General features: G+C 66.8%; 25 protein-coding genes. 12 read left to right on the forward strand and 13 right to left on the reverse strand.

Annotated elements, in window-relative coordinates; translation table 11 throughout:
* The first annotated feature begins 81 nt into the window (after window positions 1-81).
* The 3 genes from AB0I14_RS24655 to AB0I14_RS24665 are packed head-to-tail and all read left to right on the forward strand — an operon-like array spanning window position 82 to window position 3,451.
* Window positions 82-1,275, forward strand: a complete 1,194-nt coding sequence (locus tag AB0I14_RS24655) for an FAD-dependent oxidoreductase (RefSeq protein WP_358027174.1) — start codon at window positions 82-84, stop codon at window positions 1,273-1,275.
* Window positions 1,272-2,198: an RNA polymerase sigma factor SigJ gene (gene sigJ / locus AB0I14_RS24660; RefSeq protein WP_358027176.1), complete on the forward strand. Its 927-nt coding sequence runs from the start codon at window positions 1,272-1,274 to the stop codon at window positions 2,196-2,198. Before AB0I14_RS24655 ends, sigJ begins: the two co-directional genes overlap by 4 nt.
* A 20-nt stretch (window positions 2,199-2,218) precedes the next feature.
* Complete coding sequence (locus tag AB0I14_RS24665; RefSeq protein WP_358027179.1) at window positions 2,219-3,451, forward strand: aminodeoxychorismate synthase component I; 1,233 nt, start codon at window positions 2,219-2,221, stop codon at window positions 3,449-3,451.
* Here AB0I14_RS24665 and rsmI read toward each other — a convergent pair.
* Complete coding sequence (gene rsmI / locus AB0I14_RS24670; RefSeq protein WP_358027182.1) at window positions 3,421-4,257, reverse strand: 16S rRNA (cytidine(1402)-2'-O)-methyltransferase; 837 nt, start codon at window positions 4,255-4,257, stop codon at window positions 3,421-3,423. The genes AB0I14_RS24665 and rsmI overlap by 31 nt on opposite strands.
* A 24-nt stretch (window positions 4,258-4,281) precedes the next feature.
* Here rsmI and AB0I14_RS24675 point away from each other — a divergent pair, with 24 nt between their 5' ends.
* Window positions 4,282-5,832 carry a phospholipid carrier-dependent glycosyltransferase gene (locus AB0I14_RS24675; RefSeq protein WP_358027184.1) on the forward strand — a complete coding sequence of 517 codons (1,551 nt, stop codon included), beginning with the start codon at window positions 4,282-4,284 and terminating at the stop codon, window positions 5,830-5,832.
* A 126-nt stretch (window positions 5,833-5,958) separates the two neighbouring features.
* Window positions 5,959-6,798 carry a hypothetical protein gene (locus AB0I14_RS24680; protein WP_358027186.1) on the forward strand — a complete coding sequence of 280 codons (840 nt, stop codon included), beginning with the start codon at window positions 5,959-5,961 and terminating at the stop codon, window positions 6,796-6,798.
* A gap of 69 nt (window positions 6,799-6,867) precedes the next feature.
* Here AB0I14_RS24680 and arcA read toward each other — a convergent pair whose 3' ends face one another.
* The gene (gene arcA / locus AB0I14_RS24685) at window positions 6,868-8,073 is read right to left on the reverse strand and encodes an arginine deiminase (protein ID WP_358027189.1); all 1,206 of its coding nucleotides are present in this window, start codon (window positions 8,071-8,073) and stop codon (window positions 6,868-6,870) included.
* A gap of 33 nt (window positions 8,074-8,106) precedes the next feature.
* Between arcA and soxR the strand changes: the two genes are divergently transcribed.
* Both soxR and AB0I14_RS24695 read left to right on the forward strand, forming a co-directional pair.
* Window positions 8,107-8,538, forward strand: a complete 432-nt coding sequence (soxR, locus tag AB0I14_RS24690; RefSeq protein WP_358027192.1) for a redox-sensitive transcriptional activator SoxR — start codon at window positions 8,107-8,109, stop codon at window positions 8,536-8,538.
* Window positions 8,539-8,572: 34 nt separating this feature from the next.
* Window positions 8,573-9,169: an alpha-ketoglutarate-dependent dioxygenase AlkB gene (locus AB0I14_RS24695; protein ID WP_358027195.1), complete on the forward strand. Its 597-nt coding sequence runs from the start codon at window positions 8,573-8,575 to the stop codon at window positions 9,167-9,169.
* Window positions 9,170-9,178: 9 nt separating this feature from the next.
* Here AB0I14_RS24695 and AB0I14_RS24700 read toward each other — a convergent pair whose 3' ends face one another.
* Both AB0I14_RS24700 and AB0I14_RS24705 read right to left on the reverse strand, forming a co-directional pair.
* Window positions 9,179-9,853 (reverse strand): DUF5642 family protein, encoded by a 675-nt coding sequence (locus AB0I14_RS24700; RefSeq protein WP_358027198.1) that lies wholly within the window; start codon window positions 9,851-9,853, stop codon window positions 9,179-9,181.
* 47 nt (window positions 9,854-9,900) lie between these two features.
* Complete coding sequence (locus AB0I14_RS24705; protein ID WP_358027200.1) at window positions 9,901-10,668, reverse strand: DUF5642 family protein; 768 nt, start codon at window positions 10,666-10,668, stop codon at window positions 9,901-9,903.
* A 98-nt stretch (window positions 10,669-10,766) separates the two neighbouring features.
* Here AB0I14_RS24705 and AB0I14_RS24710 point away from each other — a divergent pair, with 98 nt between their 5' ends.
* Both AB0I14_RS24710 and AB0I14_RS24715 read left to right on the forward strand, forming a co-directional pair.
* Entirely contained in the window at window positions 10,767-11,018 is a 252-nt protein-coding gene (locus AB0I14_RS24710; RefSeq protein ID WP_358027203.1) for a hypothetical protein, read from the forward strand.
* Between the two features lie 148 nt (window positions 11,019-11,166).
* On the forward strand, window positions 11,167-11,859 hold the full coding sequence (locus AB0I14_RS24715) for an LpqN/LpqT family lipoprotein (protein ID WP_358027205.1): 693 nt from the start codon (window positions 11,167-11,169) through the stop codon (window positions 11,857-11,859).
* On the opposite strand, the gene AB0I14_RS24720 is transcribed toward AB0I14_RS24715, so the two are convergent.
* From AB0I14_RS24720 to AB0I14_RS24735, 4 genes are read right to left on the reverse strand one after another with little or no spacing between them, the layout of a single operon-like run.
* Complete coding sequence (locus AB0I14_RS24720) at window positions 11,849-12,700, reverse strand: shikimate 5-dehydrogenase (RefSeq protein ID WP_358027322.1); 852 nt, start codon at window positions 12,698-12,700, stop codon at window positions 11,849-11,851. The two genes, AB0I14_RS24715 and AB0I14_RS24720, sit on opposite strands and share 11 nt — an antisense overlap.
* A gap of 11 nt (window positions 12,701-12,711) precedes the next feature.
* Window positions 12,712-13,713: a GNAT family N-acetyltransferase gene (locus tag AB0I14_RS24725; RefSeq protein ID WP_358027208.1), complete on the reverse strand. Its 1,002-nt coding sequence runs from the start codon at window positions 13,711-13,713 to the stop codon at window positions 12,712-12,714.
* Between the two features lie 33 nt (window positions 13,714-13,746).
* A complete protein-coding gene (gene modA / locus AB0I14_RS24730; RefSeq protein WP_358027211.1) occupies window positions 13,747-14,538 on the reverse strand; it encodes a molybdate ABC transporter substrate-binding protein in 792 nt (263 codons plus the stop codon).
* Window positions 14,535-14,942, reverse strand: a complete 408-nt coding sequence (locus AB0I14_RS24735; protein ID WP_358027214.1) for a helix-turn-helix domain-containing protein — start codon at window positions 14,940-14,942, stop codon at window positions 14,535-14,537. The genes modA and AB0I14_RS24735 overlap by 4 nt, the downstream gene beginning before the upstream one ends.
* A 143-nt stretch (window positions 14,943-15,085) precedes the next feature.
* On the opposite strand from AB0I14_RS24735, the gene AB0I14_RS24740 reads away from it, so the two are divergent.
* Window positions 15,086-16,543, forward strand: coding sequence for an aldehyde dehydrogenase family protein (locus AB0I14_RS24740; RefSeq protein ID WP_358027216.1), 1,458 nt, complete (start codon window positions 15,086-15,088; stop codon window positions 16,541-16,543).
* 12 nt (window positions 16,544-16,555) lie between these two features.
* Here AB0I14_RS24740 and AB0I14_RS24745 read toward each other — a convergent pair whose 3' ends face one another.
* The 3 genes from AB0I14_RS24745 to AB0I14_RS24755 form a co-directional block, all read right to left on the reverse strand.
* Window positions 16,556-17,110, reverse strand: coding sequence for a hypothetical protein (locus tag AB0I14_RS24745; RefSeq protein ID WP_358027218.1), 555 nt, complete (start codon window positions 17,108-17,110; stop codon window positions 16,556-16,558).
* Window positions 17,107-17,322, reverse strand: coding sequence for a hypothetical protein (locus AB0I14_RS24750; RefSeq protein WP_358027220.1), 216 nt, complete (start codon window positions 17,320-17,322; stop codon window positions 17,107-17,109). The genes AB0I14_RS24745 and AB0I14_RS24750 overlap by 4 nt, the downstream gene beginning before the upstream one ends.
* A gap of 199 nt (window positions 17,323-17,521) precedes the next feature.
* Complete coding sequence (locus AB0I14_RS24755) at window positions 17,522-18,259, reverse strand: SDR family oxidoreductase (RefSeq protein ID WP_358027223.1); 738 nt, start codon at window positions 18,257-18,259, stop codon at window positions 17,522-17,524.
* A gap of 165 nt (window positions 18,260-18,424) precedes the next feature.
* Here AB0I14_RS24755 and AB0I14_RS24760 point away from each other — a divergent pair, with 165 nt between their 5' ends.
* Window positions 18,425-19,237 carry an enoyl-CoA hydratase/isomerase family protein gene (locus AB0I14_RS24760; protein ID WP_358027225.1) on the forward strand — a complete coding sequence of 271 codons (813 nt, stop codon included), beginning with the start codon at window positions 18,425-18,427 and terminating at the stop codon, window positions 19,235-19,237.
* Window positions 19,238-19,252: 15 nt separating this feature from the next.
* Here the strand turns inward: AB0I14_RS24760 and AB0I14_RS24765 are convergent, their stop codons facing one another.
* Window positions 19,253-19,876, reverse strand: a complete 624-nt coding sequence (locus AB0I14_RS24765; RefSeq protein ID WP_358027227.1) for a TetR/AcrR family transcriptional regulator — start codon at window positions 19,874-19,876, stop codon at window positions 19,253-19,255.
* A 71-nt stretch (window positions 19,877-19,947) separates the two neighbouring features.
* Window positions 19,948-20,817 carry a helix-turn-helix transcriptional regulator gene (locus tag AB0I14_RS24770; protein ID WP_358027230.1) on the reverse strand — a complete coding sequence of 290 codons (870 nt, stop codon included), beginning with the start codon at window positions 20,815-20,817 and terminating at the stop codon, window positions 19,948-19,950.
* 138 nt (window positions 20,818-20,955) lie between these two features.
* On the opposite strand from AB0I14_RS24770, the gene AB0I14_RS24775 reads away from it, so the two are divergent.
* Entirely contained in the window at window positions 20,956-21,873 is a 918-nt protein-coding gene (locus tag AB0I14_RS24775) for an alpha/beta hydrolase (protein WP_358027234.1), read from the forward strand.
* Window positions 21,874-21,876: the final 3 nt, after the last annotated feature.

Raw genomic sequence — 21,876 nt, forward strand, 5'->3', positions numbered from 1 at the left:
CACATCACCCGGAGTCCTGTCACAAACCCGCGTTGCGCGGTGTCTTGAGGGCACAAGCCTTTGAGAACAGGAGACGCTCCCATGACCGAAAGAACTGCGCAGAACACCCGAGTGGTCGTGATCGGCGGTGGTTACGCCGGAGTGCTGGCGGCCAACCGACTGCAGGGCACACCGGGAGTGGCTGTCACGCTGGTCAATCCGCGGCCCGAGTTCGTCGAACGGATCCGCCTGCACCAGCTGGCGGCCGGCAACCACGACGCCACCGCGGCCTACGACACGCTGTTGGGCGACGGGGTGCGGCTGCTGGTCGACGGCGCCGAGTACATCGACGCCGACATCCGTCAGGTACAGCTGACGTCCGGCGAGGTGCTCGACTACGACTATCTGGTCTACGCCGTCGGCAGCACCGGCGGGGTGCCCGCCTCGGTGCCCGGCGCCGCGGAATTCGCTTATCCGCTTTCGGAATTGGAGCAGGCCCGGCGCCTGCGCGCCCGGCTGCAGGACGTGCCGCTGTCCGCACCGGTGGTCGTGGTCGGCGGCGGGCTGACCGGCATCGAGGCGGCCAGCGAGCTCGCCGAGGCGGGCCGCAAGGTCACGCTCGTCACCGATGTGGTCGGCGCCTCGGTGGGTGCCCGCGCCCGTCGCTCGATCGTCAAGGCGCTGACCAAGCTCGGCGTCTCGATCATCGACGGACCCGAGATCCTGGTGACCGGGGTCGAAGCCGATGCCATCACGCTGGCCGACGGCAACCGCCTGCCCAGCGCGGTGACGGTGTGGACCACCGGGTTCGGGGTCCCTGGCCTGGCCGCCGCGAGCCGCCTGCGGACCGACGAGCTGGGCCGGTTGCTCACCGACGAAACCCTGACCAGCGTCGACGACGTGCACATCGTGGCGGCCGGCGACGCGGCCTCACCGTCGGGGGTTCCGCTGCGGATGAGCTGCCAGTCGGCAGGCCCGTTGGGTGTCCAGGCGGCCAACACCGTGCTGGCCCGCATCGCGGGCGCCGAGCCCGAGGTGATCAACCAGGCCTTCGCCGGGCAGTGCGTGAGCGTCGGCCGCAACGCCGGGACGGTGCAGCTGTGCCACTCGGACGACAGCCCGCGCCGGGTGTTCATCGGTGGCCGGTCCGGCGCCTTCTTCAAGGAGCAGGTCTGCCGGGCGACGCTGACGTTCCTGCGCAAGGAGGGCGTGAAGCCGGGCTCGTACTTCTGGTTCAAGGGTGGCAACCGGGCGCGCCAGCTGGCCGAGGCACAGCAGGAGACACTGGTCCGATGAACACCCCTGGCGCAGGTAACTCGAACGAACACGCCGAACGGTTCACCCTGCTGAGGCCGTTGTTGTTCACCATTGCCTACGAGATCCTCGGGACGGCAACGGAATCCGATGACGTCTTGCAGGAGAGTTACCTGCGCTGGGCCGAGGTGGATCTGGACACGGTCCGCGATACCAAGGCGTTCCTGGCCCAGCTCGTCACCCGCCAAGCGCTCAATGCCCTCCGCGCCCAGTCGCGGCGCCGCGAGGATTACGTGGGCCCGTGGCTGCCCGAACCGCTGCTGTTGACGGCCGGCGGTTTCGGAGAGGCCGGCGACCCCTCAGCGGATGTGGTGCTGGCCGAGTCGGTTTCGATGGCCATGCTGGTGGTGCTCGAGACACTGACCCCGGACGAGCGCGCAGTGTTCGTGTTGCGCGAGGTGTTCGGATTCAGCCACGACGAGATCGCCACGGCGATCGACAAATCCGCGAGCGCGGTACGTCAGATGGCGCACCGCGCTCGCAACCATGTGCAATCGCGACGCAAGCGGTTCGATCCCGTCGACCAGCAGATGTCTACGGAGGTGACGCAGCGGTTCTTCACCGCGGCGGCCACCGGCGACATGAACGTATTACTGGAACTGCTCGCGCCGGATGTGGTGTGGACGGCCGACAGCGACGGCAAGCGCAGCGCCGCACGCCGGCCGGTGTCCGGGGCACAATCGGTGGCCAAGCTGGTGATGGGCCTCATGCGGTTCACCGTGAAGGGCGGCCGGTTCGAGCCCACGACGTACAACAACGCCCCTGCGTTCAAGCTGTACCTCGAAGACAATTTCGAAGGCGTGATCACCGTGGAGGTCATCGACGGCAAGATCACCCACTTCTACGCGATGCGCAATCCGGACAAGCTCGCCGGCATCGACATCCCGCGGGTGATCAGCCGCTGACGTTCTGCCACGCTGGTGGCATGCGGATCGAGCGGCTCGGCGCGCTGGGCGATGCCCCGGCGGTGCTGTGTGGCATCGCCGCGGCTGCCCGGGCCGCGGGTCTGGCGCCCCCCGCCGCGCTGATCGGTGACTGGTTCTCCTCACGCGCGGTGATCGCACCGTCGGTGGCGGTCACCCCCGTTGCCCCGGAGGCCGCATTCGAGGTGGCACAAGACGCTTCGGGGCCGGCCGGCACTGTCGGGGGCGGGTGGTTCGGCTACCTCTCCTACCCGGATCCAGGAGCCGACGGCACCCCGCCGCGCATCCCGGTGGCCGCCGGCGGCTGGTCGGACTGCGTGCTGCGCCAGGACTCCGAGGACATCTGGTGGTTCGAAAGCCTCAGCGGCGCAGCACTTCCCACGTGGCTCACGGCCCTACGCCCGGCAACACCGCACGCCTGCGCCATCGCCTGGACGGCACCGGATCGCGACGATCACCGCCGCGGCGTGCTGGCCTGCCTGGAAGCCATCGCCGCGGGCGAGGTGTACCAGGCCTGCGTGTGCACCCGCTTCACCGGCCACCTCGACGGCGAGCCGATCGACTTCTTCACCGAGGCGGTGGCCCGGACCGCACCCGCGCGAGCCGCCTATGTGGCCGGGGACTGGGGCGCGGTGGCCTCCCTGTCACCGGAGTTGTTCCTGCGCCGGGCCGGTACCGCGGTGGCCTCCAGCCCGATCAAGGGCACGCTGCCGCGCTCGGCCGATCCAGCGGATCTGCTGGCCTCGGTCAAGGATGTCGCCGAGAACGTCATGATCGTCGATCTGGTCCGCAACGACCTGGGACGGGTGGCGACCACGGGCAGCGTGACGGTGCCCGAGCTGCTCGCGATACATCCGGCGCCCGGGGTATGGCACCTGGTCTCGACCGTCACCGCCGAAGTTCCCGCGCACCTGCCGACGAGTGCCCTGCTGGACGCCACCTTCCCGCCGGCCTCGGTCACCGGCACCCCCAAACTGCGAGCCCGCCGGCTGCTACAGCAGTGGGAGCCCGCGCGGCGCGGAGTATATTGCGGGACAGTCGGTTTGGCGTCACCCGTGGCGGGCTGCGAGCTCAACGTCGCGATCCGCACCGTGGAGTTCGGTGCCGACGGTTCGGCGGTCCTCGGTGTAGGCGGCGGCATCACCGCAGATTCCGACGTCGACGCGGAATGGGATGAATGCCTGCACAAGGCAGCATCGATCGTTCAGTCCCGGGCGCGCAGCACGGCGTCGTAGAGCTCCCGCCGGGACGGTGCCCCAGGGTTCGCGGCGATCACCTGGGCGCAGGCATCCTTGACGCGAGCCCCATCGGCGACGAGCTCCTCGACCTCGGCAACCAGGGCGGGCAGTTCGACGGTCGGGGTGCCCCCGGCCAGCACCACGGTGATCTCCCCCAGCACGCCGTCGGCAGCCCACTCCGCAAGCTCGGCCAGGCTGCCGCGGCGGACCTCCTCGTGGGTCTTGGTCAGCTCCCGGCACACCACGGCCCGACGCGACGGGCCCAGCACCTCGACCGCGTCGCGCAGGGTCTCGGGCAACCGGCGCGGGGATTCGAAGAACACGCTGGTGCGCGGTTCGGCGGCCAGGGTCTGCAGCCAGGCCAGCCGGGCCCCGTGTTTGCGCGGCGCGAACCCCTCGAAGCAGAACCGGTCCGAGGCCAGCCCGGACACCGCCAGCGCCGTCGTCACCGCCGAGGGGCCCGGTAGGCAGGTGACCGGCAGATCCGCCTCGGCGCAGGCCGCCACCAGGCGGTAGCCGGGATCGTTGATCAGCGGCATGCCGGCGTCGCTGACCACGAGTACCGTCGCTCCCGCCGCGATCTCGGAGACCAGACCGGGCACGCGGCTCGCCTCGTTCTGGTCGAAGAAGCTCAGGATCCGGCCGGACGGTTGCACGCCCAGCGACTGGGCCAGCGCACGCACGCGCCGGGTGTCTTCGGCCGCCACGATGTCCGCCGTCGTCAACGCCTCAACCAGTCGTGTTGACGCGTCGTCGGGCCGACCCAGCGGCGTGGCGCCGATCAGTAGTTTGCCGGGTGTCACGACCGACAGCCTACGATCGCTTGCGTGACCGCCACCGCCACCGAAACGCCGACGGCTGGTCGCTCGGCCCCTCTGATCAGCCCCGCGCCGCTGATTCCGGCCCCGGATTTCGGCCCGACGGACCGGCTGCAGGGCTGGTTGATGACGGCAGTCATCACCGGCCTGGCCGCGATAAGCCGGTTCCTGAATCTTGGCTCGCCGACGGATGCCGGCACCCCGGTCTTCGACGAGAAGCACTACGCGCCGCAGGCCTGGCAGATGCTCCACAACCACGGGATCGAGGACAACCCGGGCTACGGGCTCGTGGTGCACCCGCCCGTCGGCAAGCAGCTGATCTCGATCGGCGAGGCGCTGTTCGGCTACAACGGGCTGGGCTGGCGGTTCTCCGGGGCGCTGTGCGGTGTGGTGATCGTGCTGCTGGTGGTGCGGATCGCGCGCCGGATCAGCCGCTCCACCCTCGTGGGCGGTATCGCCGGGCTCCTGCTGATCGCCGACGGGGTCAGCTTCGTCTCGGCCCGCACGGCGCTGCTGGACGTGTTCCTGGTGGTGTTCGTGGTGGCGGCATTCGCCTGCCTGATGGTGGACCGCGACGACGTGCGTCATCGCATGCACAACGCGTTCATGGAGGGCCGGATCGCCGAGACTCCCTGGGGTCCGCGGCTGGGTGTGCGGTGGTGGCGGTTCGGTGCAGCCGTGCTGCTCGGTCTGGCCTGCGCGACGAAGTGGTCCGGCCTGTACTTCGTGGCGTTCTTCGGCGTCATGACGCTCGTGCTCGACGCGATCGCGCGCAAGCAGTACCACGTGCAGGCGCCGTGGCGGGGCATGCTGCGCCGCGACCTAGGGCCGGCCGCGTACGTGTTCGGGCTGATCCCGATCGCGGTGTACCTGGCGTCCTACGGGCCGTGGTTCGCCTCCGAGACCGGCATCAACCGGTACGAGGCCGGCCAGTCCATCGGCGAGAACAGCATCATCCCGCTGCCCGACGCGCTGCGCTCGCTCTGGCATTACACCTATGCCGCCTACCATTTCCACGCCGGGCTGACCAACGCCGACGGCAACCACCACCCCTGGGAATCCAAGCCCTGGACCTGGCCGATGTCGTTGCGGCCGGTGCTCTACGCGATCGACAACCACGATGTGGCCGGCTGCGGCACGCAGTCCTGCGTGAAAGCCGTGATGCTGGTGGGCACTCCGGCGATGTGGTTCATCGCAGTGCCGGTGCTCGGGTGGGCCCTGTGGCGGGCCGTGGTGCGACGGGACTGGCGCTACGGCGTGGTTCTGGTCGGGTACTCGGCCGGTTTCCTGCCCTGGTTCCTCGACATCGACCGGCAGATGTACTTCTTCTACGCCACGGTGATGGCGCCGTTCCTGATATTGGCGATCGCGCTGATCCTCGGCGACATCCTGTATCAGCCCAAGCAGAACCCCGAGCGTCGAACGTTGGGGCTGCTGGTGGTGTGCTTCTACGTGGCGTTGGTGATCGCGAACTTCGCCTGGCTGTACCCGGTCCTGACGGGCATTCCGATTTCACAGTCGACCTGGAATCTGGAGATCTGGTTGCCTTCCTGGCGGTAGCGCGGTTTGCGCCGAGCGGCACGTTGAAATTGCGCTGAAGGTCGTGAATTCGAGTTATCCACAGCCCTGAGTGCAATTTCACGAATGACGGCTGGATTTGTCGGTCCAACGTCCCAGCATCACGGCATGCGCGAAGTCTTCATCGGCAGTGAGATGCTCAGGCGTGGCGCATTGACGCGTAGCAAGTTGCGGTGGAGCTACGAGTCGATTTTTCCCGATGTCTATGTCCCGAAATCGGCACCATTGGCGCTGCGGCACAGAGTCATTGGAGCCTGGCTGTGGTCAGGCCGCAACGGCGTGATCGCCGGTCGAGCCGCTGCCGCGCTGCACGGCGCTTTGTGGGTTCCCGACACCGTGCCGGTCGAGATGATCTGGCGTAACGGTCGCCCGCCCGATGGCATCGTCGTCCGCAACGAGCGAATCGACTCCGACGAGATCGCGGTCGTAGCCGGTCTACCGGTGACGGCGCCGGCTCGGACGGCATTGGATCTGGCACGCCATCTGCACCGGGACTTGGCCGTTCCGAATCTCGACTCACTTGCCCGCGCCACGGATGTCAAGGCGGCCGATGCGCTGCTGCTTGCCGATCGCCACCCACGGGCCCGGGGCCTGCGCCGAGCAGAGATCGCGCTCGACCTCATGGACTCCGGAGCGCAATCGCCAAGAGAATCCTGGCTTCGGCTCGTCCTCATCGACGACGGCCTGCCGCGGCCCCGCACTCAGATCCGGGTGACCGACGGTTTCAGCGAGGCATTCCTGGACATGGGTTATGACGACGCCATGGTGGGCCTCGACTACGACGGCAAACACCATGCCACCGACCGTCCGCGGTATGTCCACGACATCGGTCGAAACGAGCTGATCGAACGGCAGGGATGGATCGACATTCACGTGGTGGCCGAACACCGCAAGGCATTCATCCTGCATCGCGTGCGCAACGCGTTGAAATTGCGCGCAGGGTCGTGAAAACGCACCGACCACAGCCCTGGACGCAATCTCGACGAAAGGATGGCGTCAAACCGCCGCCAATGAACTCTAGAGCAGGTCCCGCGCCGCCGGGCACGACATGCAGCGGGGCCCACCGCGGCCCGTGCCCAGCTCCGAAGCCTCGATCGGCAGCACCTCGATTCCCGAATCCACCAGCCGTGCATTGGTTTCGGCGTTGCGCTCGTAGGCCACCACCACCCCCGGCTCCAAAGCCAGGGTGTTGTTGCCATCGTCCCATTGCTCGCGTTCGGCGGTCACCGGGTCGAGCCCGGTGTCGATCACCCGTAGCTGCTCGATCCCCATCGCATCGGCGGCCGCCTGCACGAAAGGCACTTCGTCATCGATCCGGATCCCGGCCTCGGTGCGGTGAATGGTGAACGCCGACAACGAGTCCACGATGTTGGGGTACATCACCACCGCGTCGACGTCGACCATCGTGCACACGGTGTCCAGGTGCATCTGGGCGCGCTCCTGCCGGATCGGCACCGCGAGCACAGTGTGGGCCAGGTTGTCGTCGAACAGGCTGCGCGCCAACGCTTCGGCACCGGCCGGCGTGGTCCGCTCCCCCACTCCCACCGCCACCACACCGGGTCCCAGCAGCAGCACGTCGCCGCCCTCGACGGGCGCCGATCGCGATTCGTACGCCCGCCGGACCCCGAGGAACCGCGGATGGTGCGCGTAGATCAGGTCGGTCAGCGAGGTCTCACGCACCCGGGCCGGCAGGGCAAGCGAGGTGATGGCCACCCGCGGGCCGATCCAGAACGACGAATCCCGGGTGAACAGAAGATTGGGCAGCGGCTCGATCACGAAATCGCCGCCGTGATGCATGAGACGCACGAGGGACAGTTCGGCGCCGTGAAAGGGCACCTCGTTGAAGGTCATACCGGCCATCAGGATGTGCGCCAGGTCGGTCGGCGGCAGGGTACGCAGATGGGACGAAAGTTCCTGGGCCAGTGGCACACCCAACCGTCGCGCGTCGACGGCAGCGGAGATGCCGTGCATACGCGCCGCACCGCTGTCCAGCGCCTCGGTCAGCAGATCGGCCAGGAGCAACACCTCGACGCCGCGGGAACGCAGCACCTGAGCGAAGGCGTCGTGCTCACGTTGCGCCTTGGCCACCCAGGGCAGGCCGTCGAACAGCAGGGCGTCGTTGTTGCGCGGCGTCAGTCGCTGCAGCTCCGGGCCCGGCCGGTGCAGGATCACGGCGCGCAGCGTGCCGACCTCAGAGTTGGAACCGAACCCGGCAGTCTCCACCCCATGACGTTAACTCAACTATGGTTGAGGTGTATGGAGACGCACGAGCTAACTCCCGGCGAGATGTCGCTGCGCAGTGGCGTGGCGGTGTCCGCCCTGCACTTCTATGAGCGCGAGGGCCTGATCGCCAGTCGCCGCACCTCTGGCAACCAGCGGCGCTATGCCCGCGAGACGCTGCGCCGCGTGGCCTTCATCCGGATGTCGCAACGCTTGGGCATTCCGCTGGCCCGCATCCGCGAGGCACTGGCCGGCCTGCCCGCCGACCGGGTTCCGAGCAGCAAGGACTGGGCCAAGCTGTCGGCCGGTTGGCGCCAGGACCTCGATGACCGCATCCTGCATCTACAACGGTTGCGCGACAACCTGACCGGCTGCATCGGCTGCGGCTGCCTGAGCCTCAAGACGTGCATGCTGACCAACCCCGGCGACGTCCTCGCCGAACGTGGTCCGGGAGCCTCCCGCCTCTAACGCAGTCGAACGTCTGTGCGATACACTCGCGCGCATGGAGCTGGCGTTGCAAGGCTCACTGTTCGAGCACGCTGAACGTCGGCGGCTCGGCAACGACGCCTGGGTGGAACTGCGCTCGGGCTGGTTGCCCGATGCCGACTCGCTGTTCGAGGAGTTGATGGACGGGATTCCGTGGCGATCCGAGGAGCGCGAGATGTATGACCGCGTGGTGGCGGTGCCCCGGCTGGTCAGCTTCCACCACCTCATCAACGACCCGGTGCCACACCCCCGGCTCAAGCAGATCCGCCGCAAGCTCAACGACACCTTCGGCGGTGAGCTCGGCGAACCGTTCACCACCGCGGGCCTGTGTCTGTACCGCGACGGCAACGACAGCGTCGCCTGGCACGGCGACACCATCGGCCGCAGCCGCACCCAGGACACCATGGTGGCCATCATCGGCCTCGGCGCCACAAGGGTTTTCGCGCTGCGCCCACGCGGCGGCGGTCACGCGCTGCGGCTACAGCACCGCCACGGCGACCTGCTGGTCATGGGCGGCTCGTGTCAACGCACCTGGGAGCATTCGATACCGAAGACCACCAGCCTGGTCGGGCCGCGCATCAGCATCCAGTTCCGCCCGCACGACGTGCGCTGAGGCGCCGAACTAGCCCCGTACCGCGGCGACCGCACTGCCGAGCAGGTCGCGGGCCCGCTTGTCGTCCACCGGCGACACGGGCTTGTCCGGCGCCACCAGCGGGTTGGCCGTGACGATCACCATGAACGTGTCGAAACTGGCGACGTAGTTGTACAACTCTCCGGTACGCGGCTGGCCGCCCATGACGGTCTGCACGATGCGATGGGTGCCGATCGTCCTGGCCCCGTCGATCTGCGGCGCCTCGACCACATCCACCTGCCCGCGCATGCCGGGGCCCAGGAACTTCACCTGCTTGCACGCGTCGCCCGGGTCGTTCAGCGGGACCGGCTCAGAGGTCTCCACGGCCAGCACGATGAACCGGTTACCCGCACCTTCGGCCGTGATGGCGGCCATGTTGCCTTTCAGCCCCTCCGGCAGGGACTGCCCCTCGGCGAACTTCGCGCAATCGGCGGGTTCGACCTTCACCCCGGGCGGCATTTTGTGCGGCGCCAGCTTTTTCGGGTCGATCCCGGCCGGGGGGACGTCGGTGACCTTGAACTCCGGCCCGAAGCCGGAGCGCACCTTGGCGATGTTGGCGATGTCCGCGTCGGCGGACGTCGACTGGTCCGATTGACCGCAGGCGACCAATCCGGTGGCGCAGGCAAGGACGCCCGCGGCGGCGAGTAAGACGTTGCGGTTCGACATCGCAAGTCAACATACCTGGGCCCGTCGACATACCCGGGACGACCGACTCAGCCACGCAACGCCGAAACCGATTTCACCAGGAGATCGGAGGTGAACGCGGGGTCGAGCGCGGGATTGGGTGAGCCGGGATCGGTGACGACGGTGATGAACAGGTGGTAGTCGGCGTCCTCAGAATGCAGATCGGCGGTGAATGTGTCGGCGTGAGATCTGGTTTCGGTGCCGCCTTCGACGACCGTGGTGACGGCTGTGGACATCCCCGCGGTCACCGCGCCCTCGACCACCGGAGCCGCCGCCCTCGTCACGGTCCCGGTGGAGTGCCCACCCGACACCCTCCACTGTTCGCACGGCGCGTCGGGACCCGGTTCGGGCACGCCCGCCTCCGCTTTCACCTTCGCGACCGCCGCGTACACGATGCCGCCCGGACCCGAGGCCGACCAACCCCGCCCCGGTTCGGTTCCGGGGGCGGCCGCCGTGGCGCACTCCGCCGGGTCGGCCGTCCAGTCCGGCCCGAATCCCCACAGCGACACCGGGGTCGCACGCGGGTCGATGGCCACCACCTCGTAGCCGGGCGGCAGGTCCTCGCGCACCCGGTCGATGCGGGCCGGATTCACCGTGGTCGCACTGCCGGTGGTCTCAGGCCCTGACGACGCCGGCGTCGGTTCCGGTGCCGGCCGCGGCCCGCATGCCACCCCGCAGGCCAGGGTGCACACCAGGAGAACCGTCGCGACGTCGAAAAGGCGCACGGCGTGTTGATACCACAGCCCGGGTTTGCTGTCGAGGACGGTCGCGGCGCTCTTTGTCAACTTGTTTTTCATGGCCGCAAGCACGACAAGTGTTGCGATACAGCGGAATTTAATCGTGGCAGGGCTGGTTCACACCAACAGAGCGTCCACAAAGACAAGGGGCAGAACAGGTGTACGGATTGACTGGAGCTGTGTTGGCCGGCGGCGCGCTGTCGGCCCTGGCCCTGGGTTTTCCCGCCCCGACCCAGGCCGCTCCGTCAGGGGTCGGGTCCGCGCAGGACACTGCCGACGAACTGGAACGCCAGGGTTTCGACGTCATCATCTACCGGGCCGGTACGGCCGCACTCGATCGGTGCACCGTCTCATCGGTACGGCCGGCGCAGATTCTGCGGCAGACGGTGTATCTGTCCGCCAATTGCTGAGCCCGACCGCCCGGCGACAACACCGGACGTTTCACTGTGCAAAATATGGCGTCCCAGGACTGCGGCTTCTGCCAGCTAATGCCCAGGAAAGCGTTTATCGTGCAGATCAGTTGCGCCTCGCCGGGGGCGTCCAACCGATTGGAGACCGATGACCACCTCAATGAGGGCCGGCGGAATCGCCATCGCTGCCGTCGCACTCGGGGTCACCCTGGCCGGCTGCGGCGACAAGACGATATCCGGTACCGCCACCGAGGCGACCGGGGCCAGCGCCAGCAGCGAACCGACCACGACAAAGGCCAACGACACGCCCACGGCCGGGCACAAGTACACGATCGTGGACTACATCCGCGACAACAACATCACCGAAACCCCGGTGCACCGGGGCGATCCGGGCACACCAACATTGGACCTGCCGATTCCCGACGGCTGGACGGATGCGACCTCGTCGGCTCCCGAATGGGCCTGGGCCGCAATCGTATCCACCGATCCGGCGTTCGAAGCAGATCCGCCGTCGATCATCGCGCTGATGTCCAAGCTGACCGGCGACGTCGACCCCGCCAAGATCTTGGAGTACGCACCGAACGAGATCAGGAACCTGCCGGGCTACCAGAACCAGGGCGACGGCTCCGCGGGACAGCTGAGCGGATTCGATGCGTACCAGATCGGTGCGACCTACGTGAAGGATGGCGCCACCCGGCTGATCGCCCAGAAGACCGTGGTGATCCCCGGGTCCGACGGGCTGTTTGTGTTGCAGTTCAACGCAGATGGCACCGAGGATCAGATGGGTCCGCTGATGGATGCCACCTCGGCGATCGACGACCAGACGGTCATCACACCGTAGACACCTGCCGGGAGAAGGCTGACGCCGCGGCCACCTGCTGCGGCGTCGGCCGCACTCCCGTGTAACGCTCGAACTGTTCGGCGGCCTGCAGCGCGATCACCTCGGCGCCGGTGATGACCGGCACGCCGGCCGCCCGGGCCGCGATGATCAACGGGGTTTCGGCCGGCATCGCCACGACGTCGACGACAGCGCCGGCTGCCGCGATGGTGGCCGGTTCGAATGCACTGCGATGCCCGTCGGGTCCGTCGGCCATCCCGATCGGGGTGACGTTGACCAGGATGGGTGCCGTCAGTGCGCCGACCTCGGGCGCATAGCCGTAGCCGAGCGTCTCGGCCAGCGCACGTCCGGTGTCGGCGTTGCGCGCTACGACCGTGCCGCTGCGAAACCCTTTGTCCCGCAATGCCGCACCGACCGCCTTGGCCATGCCGCCACTGCCCCGGATCAGCACCGCGTCGTCCGGGTTCAACCGCTCGACGAGTTGTTGCACGGCAAGGTAATCGGTGTTGGAGGCAACCAAACGACCGCCTGGCACCGACAGGTCGTTGACGATCGTGTTGACCGCATCGATGGCCAGGGCTGACGGTTCGACCTCGTCGACGAGGTCCATGACGGCCTTCTTGAACGGCATCGACACCGAACAACCTCGAATGCCCAAGGCCCGCACGCCACCGATCGCCGCGGCGATATCGGTTGTGGTGAAAGCCTTGTAGAGGAAATCCAGGCCGAGTTCGTCGTACAGGTAGTTGTGGAACCGGGTGCCGATGTTGCTGGGCCGCGCCGCCAGGGAGATGCACACGGTCGTGTCTTTATTCAATGGTGGCCTCCGGCCACCGGCCGTCAGGAGGGTCTGGCTCACTGGCTCACCGCCCTGATCACCTGCCGGGTCGCGTCCTTGATCTTCGCCGCCAGTTCAGGTTCCAGGCTGAGCGTGTCGACGGGAGGCACCGGGACGTCAGTGAGCACCACACCCAGATCCTCACGCTCCCATACCGCACCGAGCCGGTCCAGGATGCGCCGCATCGCGTAATTGTCACTCAACACCCGTGCGGTAAAACGTTGAATTCCAAGGTAATCCGCGGATACCACCAGGGCATCCATCAGAAAGGTTCCGATACCGCGGCCCTGATAGTCGTCGCCGACGGTGAATGCCACCTCGGCTGTCGTGGCATCGTGGCCCTCGCGGACCACGCGGGCGTCGGCGACGACGGGGCCCACCGCACCCTCGGTCATCACCCAGACGAAATGATCGGCGTAGTCAACCTCGAAGAGATACTCCAACAGGGCCTTCGTCGGCTTACGCACGGATTGGAAACGCCGGTAGAGGGTTTCACTGGAGAACTCCACCGGCCCGTTCATGGTGCGCTCGACATCGCCGGGCAGCACCGGCCGCAGATAGAACCAGTCACCGCTGCGGACCTGCACCGGGATGGGCGTGATGAACCCGGCCAACCGCTGGCGGGCGATGCGCACCAGGCGGTCGAACATTCCCGGCAGGTGCAGGATGACCTCGAACGCGTCGCGGTCACCGACCCAGCCAGTGACCGATTCGAGAGCCGTGACCGTGGCCGTGCGCGACGCATCGCGCAGCAGCGCGATCTCACCGATGATCAGACCCGGCTCCAGATCGGCGACGACGGCCTGACCGTCGGGCCCGTCATGGACCACCTGGGTGCGCCCGGAGGCGATCAGCATGAACGTCAGAGCCGGATCACCCTGCCGGATCAGCACCTGCCCCGGCGCGACCGACAGCGGCCGCAGCAGGGCGGTCAACGGCGCCAGTACAGACGGCCGGCATCCGGCGAAGAATTCCAGCGCCGCCAGGTCGTCGGCCCTGATCTCGGTCAGATCGGCCACGCTCCCAAGGCTACGGCGCCGCCGCGGGCTCGGTCAGGGCTTGGCGAATCCAGCCTTGGCGAGCGCCTTTTGGCCGGCCTCACCCTTGACCAGGTCGACGAAACGGTGCGCCAGGTCGGCCTGCTTGGACTGTTTGAGCACGGCGATCGGGTAGGTGTTGACTGCCTGCGCTGCCTCGGGGAATGCCACGCTGCTGACCTTGTCCCCGGCTCCGGCAGCGTCGGTGACGTAGACCAGGCCCGCGTCGGCCTGCCCGCTGGTCACCTTACCGAGCACGTCGGTGACCGAGGTTTCCTCACTCACCGGGGACAGCGTGACCCCGGTGGCCTTCTCGACCTTTTCGGTGGCGCCGCCGCACGGCACCGGCGGGGCGCACACCACGACGCTGGTTCCGGGTTTGGCCAGATCGGCGAAAAACTTGATGCCCTTGGGGTTTCCCGGGGCGACGGCAATGGTCAGGGTATTGGTGGCGAAGTTGGCGGGGGCACCCTCGACGAGGTCGGCGGCCACCGCCTTGTCCATGTTCCGGGTATCGGCGGAGGCGAATACGTCGGCACCGGCACCCTGGGTGAGCTGGGTGACCAGATCCGAGGATCCCGCGAACGAGAACTCGACCGAGGCGCCCGGGTTGTCGGTCTTGAACTGCTCGCCGATCTCGGTGAACGCCGATTTCAGCGACGCGGCGGCGAACACGGTGATGGAGCCGCCTGCGGCAGCGCCGGGGGGAGACGCGGGGGCGGACTCCTTGTCCGAATTGCAGCCGCCGATCAGGGCGGTCGCTGCGACCGCGGTCAGTGCCAGGGCGAACATCCGGGCTCGGGTCATGACTTTCCTTTCGGGGTTTCCACGATGACGGTCGTGGCCTTGACCACGGCGACGGCGATGCTGCCGGGGGCCAGGCCGAGATCGCGCACCGACTGGCTGCTCATCAGCGACACCACGGTGAACGGCCCGCACTGCATCTCGACCTGCGCCATCACCTCGTCGACGATGACGTTGGTGACCAGCCCGGTGAATCGGTTGCGCGCCGAGCTTCCGATGCCGAGCGGATCCTTCGGCGCCGCAGCGGCGTTGGCCCGCGCGAACGCCGCCAATGCCGCCCCGTCGATCACCTTGCGGCCGGAGCCGTCGAGATGGGCCGGTAGGGATCCGTCGTCGATCCAGCGTCGAACGGTGTCATCACTGACCCCGAGCAGTTCGGCGGCGTCGCGGACCCGGATGTCTGGCACCGCGTCAGCGTATCGACACCACCGGCCACCAACAACCGCAAATACAGAGAGATTGCGGCAGTTGAACCGCAGGTGCGGTCTTGACCGCCTCCCCTTCGAATGCTAAGCAGATGCTCAGCATTTGTGACGACGAAGGGAACCGCATGGCGCTGCAGACAGTTCTGGACGACATCCGCAACCGGCCCGGTACGGGCGAGGTCATTCCGGTCATCGATCCGGCGACCGAGGAGCAGATCACCGAGTTCCGTGATTGCGGCCCGGAAGCGGTGAACGAAGCGGTCGCGCGGGCGAAGGCGACTTATCAGTCCGGCGTGTGGACCGACATGCCGGCCCGCCAACGCGCCAAGATCATGTGGAAGATCGCCGATCTCATGGACGAGCACGCATCGGCGTTCGCCGAACTGGAGTCGCTGGATGCCGGCATGCCCCCGATGCAGGCCGAGATGATCGTCTCGACCTGCGCGGAGTTCTTCCGGTACTACGCGGGCTGGTGTACCAAGCTCAACGGCACCGCCTACCAGGTGCAGATGGAAGGCGGCGTCAACAGCACGTACGCCAACATGCACGCCTACACCGTCAAAGAGCCCTACGGCGTGGTGGGCCTGATCTTCCCCTGGAACGGCCCACTGTTCAACGCGTCGGCCAAGGTGGCGCCCGCGCTGGCGGCCGGCTGCAGCAGCATCGTGAAACCCGCTGAGGAAACACCACTTTCGGCGATCCTGCTGGAGCGGTTGATCCACGAGGCCGGTGTACCCGAGGGGGTCACCAACTTCCTCACCGGATACGGCGCCACCGCGGGCGCCGCGATCACCGCCCACCCCGACGTCGAGAAGGTGGCCTTCACCGGTTCCACCGAGGTCGGGAAGGCCATCGTGGGCGCCGCGGCGGGCAACCTCAAGAAGGTCATGCTCGAACTCGGCGGTAAGTCGCCGGTGCTGATCTACGCCGACGCCGACCTGGACATGGCGATCATGATGGCCGCAATGGGCATCTTCGTACATTCCGGACAGGGGTGCGTGTGCGGGTCACGAATCTTCGTGGAGCGCAGCGTGTATGAGCGCGTGGTCGAGGGCATCGCCATGATCGCCGACAATCTGCAGCTAGGCGGCCCCAAGGATGAGGGGGCCATGATCAGCCCCTTGATCAGCGCCAAGCAACTCGAGCGCGTGATGGGCTACATCGACGAGGGAAAGCGCGACGGCGTCGAAATCGTCACCGGCGGATACCGACTCGACCGCAAGGGTTACTTCGTGAAGCCGACCGTGCTGACCAATGTCGACCCGGCCACCAGCCGGCTCTACAAGGAAGAGATCTTCGGGCCGGTGGTCACCATCCTGCCGTTCGACGATGACGACGAGGCCGTGGCGCTGGCCAACGACACCACCTACGGCCTGGCCGCCACCGCCTGGACCTCCAACCTCGCGCGCGCCCACAATCTGGGTAAGCGACTGCAGGCCGGCACGGTAACACTCAACTGCCAGTTGGTCTTTGACCACAACGTGCCCTTCGGCGGCTACAAGCAGTCCGGGTGGGGACACGAGTTCGGCTATGAGGGGATCGACGGCTACCTCAAGACCAAGACAATCTGGGCGCAGCTGTAGCGGGCGAACCCGTCACACCGAGAACCGGACGGCCGCGAGCTCGAGGGCCTTACCCTCGAGCCGCTGCCCCAGGTAGATCTCGGCCTGCATGAGCCGCTCGCAGTACCACCGGATGTCCTCGGCATGCTCCCGCGACGCCGTGTAGCGCGTCGCCATGGTCGTCACGTCGATGCGCCGGGTATCGCGCACCTTCAGATCCTCGGCCACCTGGAAGCCGTCGTCCTCGGCGGCGGTGATGGCGTCGAGCACCTGGCCCACGGCCAGACTGATGTCCCGGCAGCCGTTCTCGGCGATCTCTGAAGCCTCACGCTGAATGTCGCCCTGTCTGCGGACCACTACAGCATCCGCGCTGACCCGCTCCCCCGCGGCTTCGCTGGCATCGCCGGACCACTCGGCACCACCGGGCGCACACACGTTCTGCCGATGCCACTCGAACAGCGCCTCCGACTCGGCGGCCAACTGCCGCCATCGGGCCGCAGCTTCCGCCAGATACGTTGTGTCCCAACCCTCTAATTGAGAACGAGTCAGGGCTCCACCAGACTGGCCGGTGGCGGACGGATCATTCACATCAACTCCGCCAGGCCTCCGGCGTGTTGCTCATCGACCGCGTCGTAGCGCAGCGCGGCCGCAGACAGATCCCCCGCCTGCACGCTCACGCGACTCGACTGGGAGGTTCGCGCAGTGATCACCGCACCATCCATCGCGACGACACCGGTACTGCTCGGGTAGCCCCCGGCATCGGGACGGGCAGGCGGCACCCCCAATTCGGTAGCGATCATCTCGCTGCTAGTGGCCCCCGCACGAAGCGCCCCCGGGTCCACTCTCAGATCGTTTGCCATAGCAATCCCCCAACTGGCCAATCTGCTCCCCGAGGCTAACCGAACTGGCTGGATTGAGCCCAGGGGCTGAGCAAGTATGCCATTGCAAACTGGCGTCGACCAAGGGCGGGTTCGACGTCTGGCGGTCACCGGTTGGCCATCAACCGGCCATCGTCAAGCCTCCACTGACACTAAGGACTTGGCCAGTAATGAAGCTGGCATCGTCGGAAGCGAAGAAGAGCACAGCGTTGGCGACCTCCTCGGGTTTGGCTACCCTGCGGAACGGGATGGCTCTGATCAGCCCGTCACGGACCTTGTCGGGAAGCGAATCGAACAGCGGGGTGTCGGTCGGTCCAGGGCAAACACAGTTGACGTTGATCTGATGACGGGCCATCTCGCGCGCGAGCGACTTGGTGAAGGCGATCACGCCGCCCTTGGTGCCGGCGTACACCGTCTCCCCCAGACTGCCCACCCGCCCTGCATCGCTGGCTATGTTGACAATCTTTGCCGTGCTTCCCTCGGCGAGGACGGTTTCGAGGAAGGCGTGGGTGAGCCGGACCGGCCCGAGAAAGTTCACCGCGACCAAGGATTGCCACAGAGCGTCGTCGTTGGACATGAACGGCTCGACCCTGTCGAAGCCCGCGGCATTGACGATGACGGCAGGCGGTCCGTGCGCGGCCACGACGTCGTCGCGCAGTGTGCTCACCTCCTTCGGATCGGCCAGATCGACCACGTGCGCGGTGGCGTTCGCGCAGTTCTGGACTGTCTGGGCGAGGCCCTCTTCATCGCGGTCGACGGCGGCGACGACGGCGCCGCCCTGTGCCAGCGCGATCGCGATGGCCCGACCGATCCCCGAGGCTGCACCCGTGACAACGGCGACTTTGTTGTCGAATCGCACTATCTGACCTCCCGATCTGCGGTGATGTGGACGCTACGGCCACTATCGGCCGCGTGGTGAGGAAAATCAACCATTCGGTCGGTAATTGACTTATATGGTCGAAAAACCGTAGCTTCGGTTGAATTGGGTGCGCGCCTGGCGTGCAGATAGAAGGGACAGCTCCCCATGGATTTCTCCGCCTACCAACAGCTGACACTGACCCGCCGGGACAACGGCGTCCTACTCATCACGCTGAACCGGCCGGAGAAGTACAACGCCGCCGATGAGGGCATGCACACCGAGCTGGCCAACATCTGGAAGGACGTGGCAGCCGACCCGCAGACCCGGGTCGCGGTGATCACCGGGGCAGGAAAGGCTTTCAGCGCGGGCGGCGATCTGGCCATGGTGGAGCGGATGGCCGGCGACTACGACCGGGTGTCACACATGCTCGGCGAAATGAGCGACCTGGTCTACAACATGATCAACTGCGACAAGCCGATCGTGTCCGCGATCAACGGTGTCGCGGTCGGGGCCGGCGCGGTGGCCGCCCTGCTCGCCGACGTCGCGATCATCGCCGAGGACGCCAAGATCGGCGACGGACACGTCAAACTTGGGGTGGCCGCAGGCGACCATGCCGCCATCATCTGGCCGCTGCTGGCCGGGAACGCGAAGGCGAAGTACTACCTGATGACCGGTGAGATGATCGGCGGCACTGAGGCCGAGCGGATCGGGATGGTCGCCAAAGCCCTTCCACGCGAGGAGGTTCTGGACGAGGCACTGCGGATCGCCGACAACCTGGCCACCGGCGCCCAACAGGCGATCCGACTGACCAAGCGTGCGCTCAACAACTGGTTGCGCAACGCGGGACCGATCTTCGACCAGTCCGCGGCCTACGAGATGTTGACCTTCCTCGGGCCGGACGTGGTGGAGGGCTACACCGCACTGCGCGAAAAGCGTCCGCCCCGTTTCCCGTCCGCGCAGCCGACGCAGGACGGGTGATACGGCGGCCGGGTATCAGCCGAAGAGGCATAACGCACGGTCGACGATCGCCGCGCGTAGTTCAGCGCGGTCGTCGTCGTGTATCCCGGGTCCGATCCACACCGAGGACTGGTTGAGGATGCCGTGCAGGCACTGCATAGCGACATTGACGTCGGGACAGGTGAATTCACCACCGGCGACACCGCGGTCCACCACCCGGCGGAATACCGCGTCGTGGCGGCGCCGCATGTTCTTCATCGGCTCGTCGAACACCTCCGGCCAGCCACGCGGCCAGGAGAACACCGCGGCCACCTCGGGCGCGGTCTCGGTGAGGATGCGGATCTGTTCATCGATCAGGGCCGCCAGGTGCTCACGGGCACCGACCTTTCCGAGGGCCTCTTCGCGGGCCGCGAGCCGCTGCAGCACTTCCTCGGTGAGGGTCTCGAGTGCGGCGGCAACCAGGGCATCCTTGGACGGAAAGTAGTGGTAGAGCGTGGCCTTGGCGATGTCGGTCTGCTCGGCGACTTCTTCCAGGCTCATGCCCTGGTAGCCGGACTCGGTCAGGATTCGGGTGGCCGTCTTGACGATCTCGGCCTTGCGTCGGTCACGGCGGCGCGCCACTCGACTGGAGCCCGCAGCCTGATCCTCCACGGCCCCCATCCTAGCCAGGCACGGTCGGCTACTCGACCGCATGGACGAAAAGGCTCAGAACTGGTCGACGATGGAGGTGATCAAGGTTCGTTCGACCGCGCGGGGCTGGTGACGCTCCAACTCGCCATGATGCTCAACGCTTGTGCGGACGGGCTGTTCGGTTCTGCCGTGTACCCGACCAGGGAAAGTCCCGGTGCCGCGGTGACCTCGAAGACGTTGTAGGTGAGCGTGAGGTCGCCGAACTCGGGATGACCGAACTTCTTGACGCCGTGCCGATGCCCGGTCACGTTGTGGGCCGCCCAGCGGGTGCGGAACTCGATGCTCTGGGTGGCGAGTTCCCCGACGATCTGTGTGATGGCCGCCGAATGGGGATCGCGGGCGGCCTCGGCTTGCAGCAGGGCCACCGCTTCGTCGGCGCTGCGCTCCCATTCTGGGAATACCTGTGCCGCAGAAGAATCGAAGAAGATGAACCTCGCGAAGTTCGGCGGCCCGATCGATCGGTCGAACAGGGGTGAATACAGGGTGCGCCCCAGCGGATTGGCGGCCAGGATGTCGAGGTTGCCGTCCATCACGATCGCCGGCGAGTTGGTCATGCTGTCGATCAGCGCCTGGACACCTTCGGGCAGTTTTTTCACCGTGGCGCGTTTGATTCGCGTCGGCGTGCGGGTTCCGGCGGCGGCGCGGGCAAGGTTGAAGAAGTGGGCCGCCTCGTCGTCGGAGAGCCGCAGGGCCCTGCTGACGGCCTGCAGAACCTCGTCGGAGACACCGGCGACGTTGCCACGCTCGATCTGTGTGTAGTACTCGGTGCTCACCCCGGCCAGTTGGGCGACCTCCTCGCGCCGCAAGCCCGGCACCCGGCGTCGCATGCCGGGGCTCAGCCCCACCTGCTCAGGGGTGATCTTGGCGCGACGGCTCATCAGGAATTCCCTGATGTCCTTCGCGATGTCCATTCCCCCACAGTAGGGAAGAACCCCACCGGTAGGCAGGGGTTGCCAGTACCCCCTATAAACAGCGTCTCCCCTACGCCTCAGCAAGCTCGTAGCGTCGGGGACAGACAGAGATTCGAACAGCGAAACGAGGCTACCGAGATGTCTGACAACAACGCAGCGCAGGACGCATTCGACGGTTTCGTCGAATTGTGGACCACCGGCACGACCGCGGGCCGGAGGGCCCCCGTGCTCCGTCGACCCGACGAGGTGGGCCTGCAGTACGAGGACGTGACGTTTCCGTCGATGGACGGTGTGCCACTTGAGGGTTGGTTCATCCCTGCCGACTCCGACCGGCTGATCATCCACAACCACTTCCTGCCCGGCAACCGCTACGGCTACCCCGGCCACCTGCCCGAGTTCGGTGGCCTGGGCGGCTTCGAGGTGAACTTCCTGCCGGAGTACAAAGCCCTGCACGACGCGGGCTACAACGTCCTGACCTACGACATCCGCAATCACGGCATGAGCGGACAGGGCAACGGCGGTATCGCCGGTATCGGGCTGACCGAGTACCGCGACGTCATCGGATCGCTGCGCTACGCGGCGGCCCGCCCGGACACCAAGAACATGAACAAGGCGCTGCTGTCGGTGTGCCTGGGCGCAGATTCGACGGCCGTCGCCTGGTCCAAGCACCCGGAGGAGTTCTCCGAGATCCAGGCCATGGTCATGCTGCAACCCGTATCCGGCAACTACATCGTCGAGGAGTTCGTCAAAGGCATCGGCATGGAGGACGGATACGCCAAGTTCGACAAGGCCGTCCACGAGCGCACCGGATTCCACCTCGCCGAGCAGTCACCTCTGGAGCACGTGAAAGCAGTGACCGTGCCGACGCTGGTGGCCCAGGTCCACGACGATGTCATGACGCGCCCGCAGGACGTCCAGGACATCTTCGACGCCATCCCTGTCGAGGAAAAGGACTTGCACTGGATCGCCGGCACCGACCGCCGGTTCGACGGCTACAACTACTTCGGCGTGCACCCCGAGGTTCCGATCGAATGGTTCGACAAACACGTCAAGTGATCC

The organism is Mycobacterium sp. NPDC050441, assembly GCF_040655355.1.
GTDB lineage: Bacteria > Actinomycetota > Actinomycetes > Mycobacteriales > Mycobacteriaceae > Mycobacterium.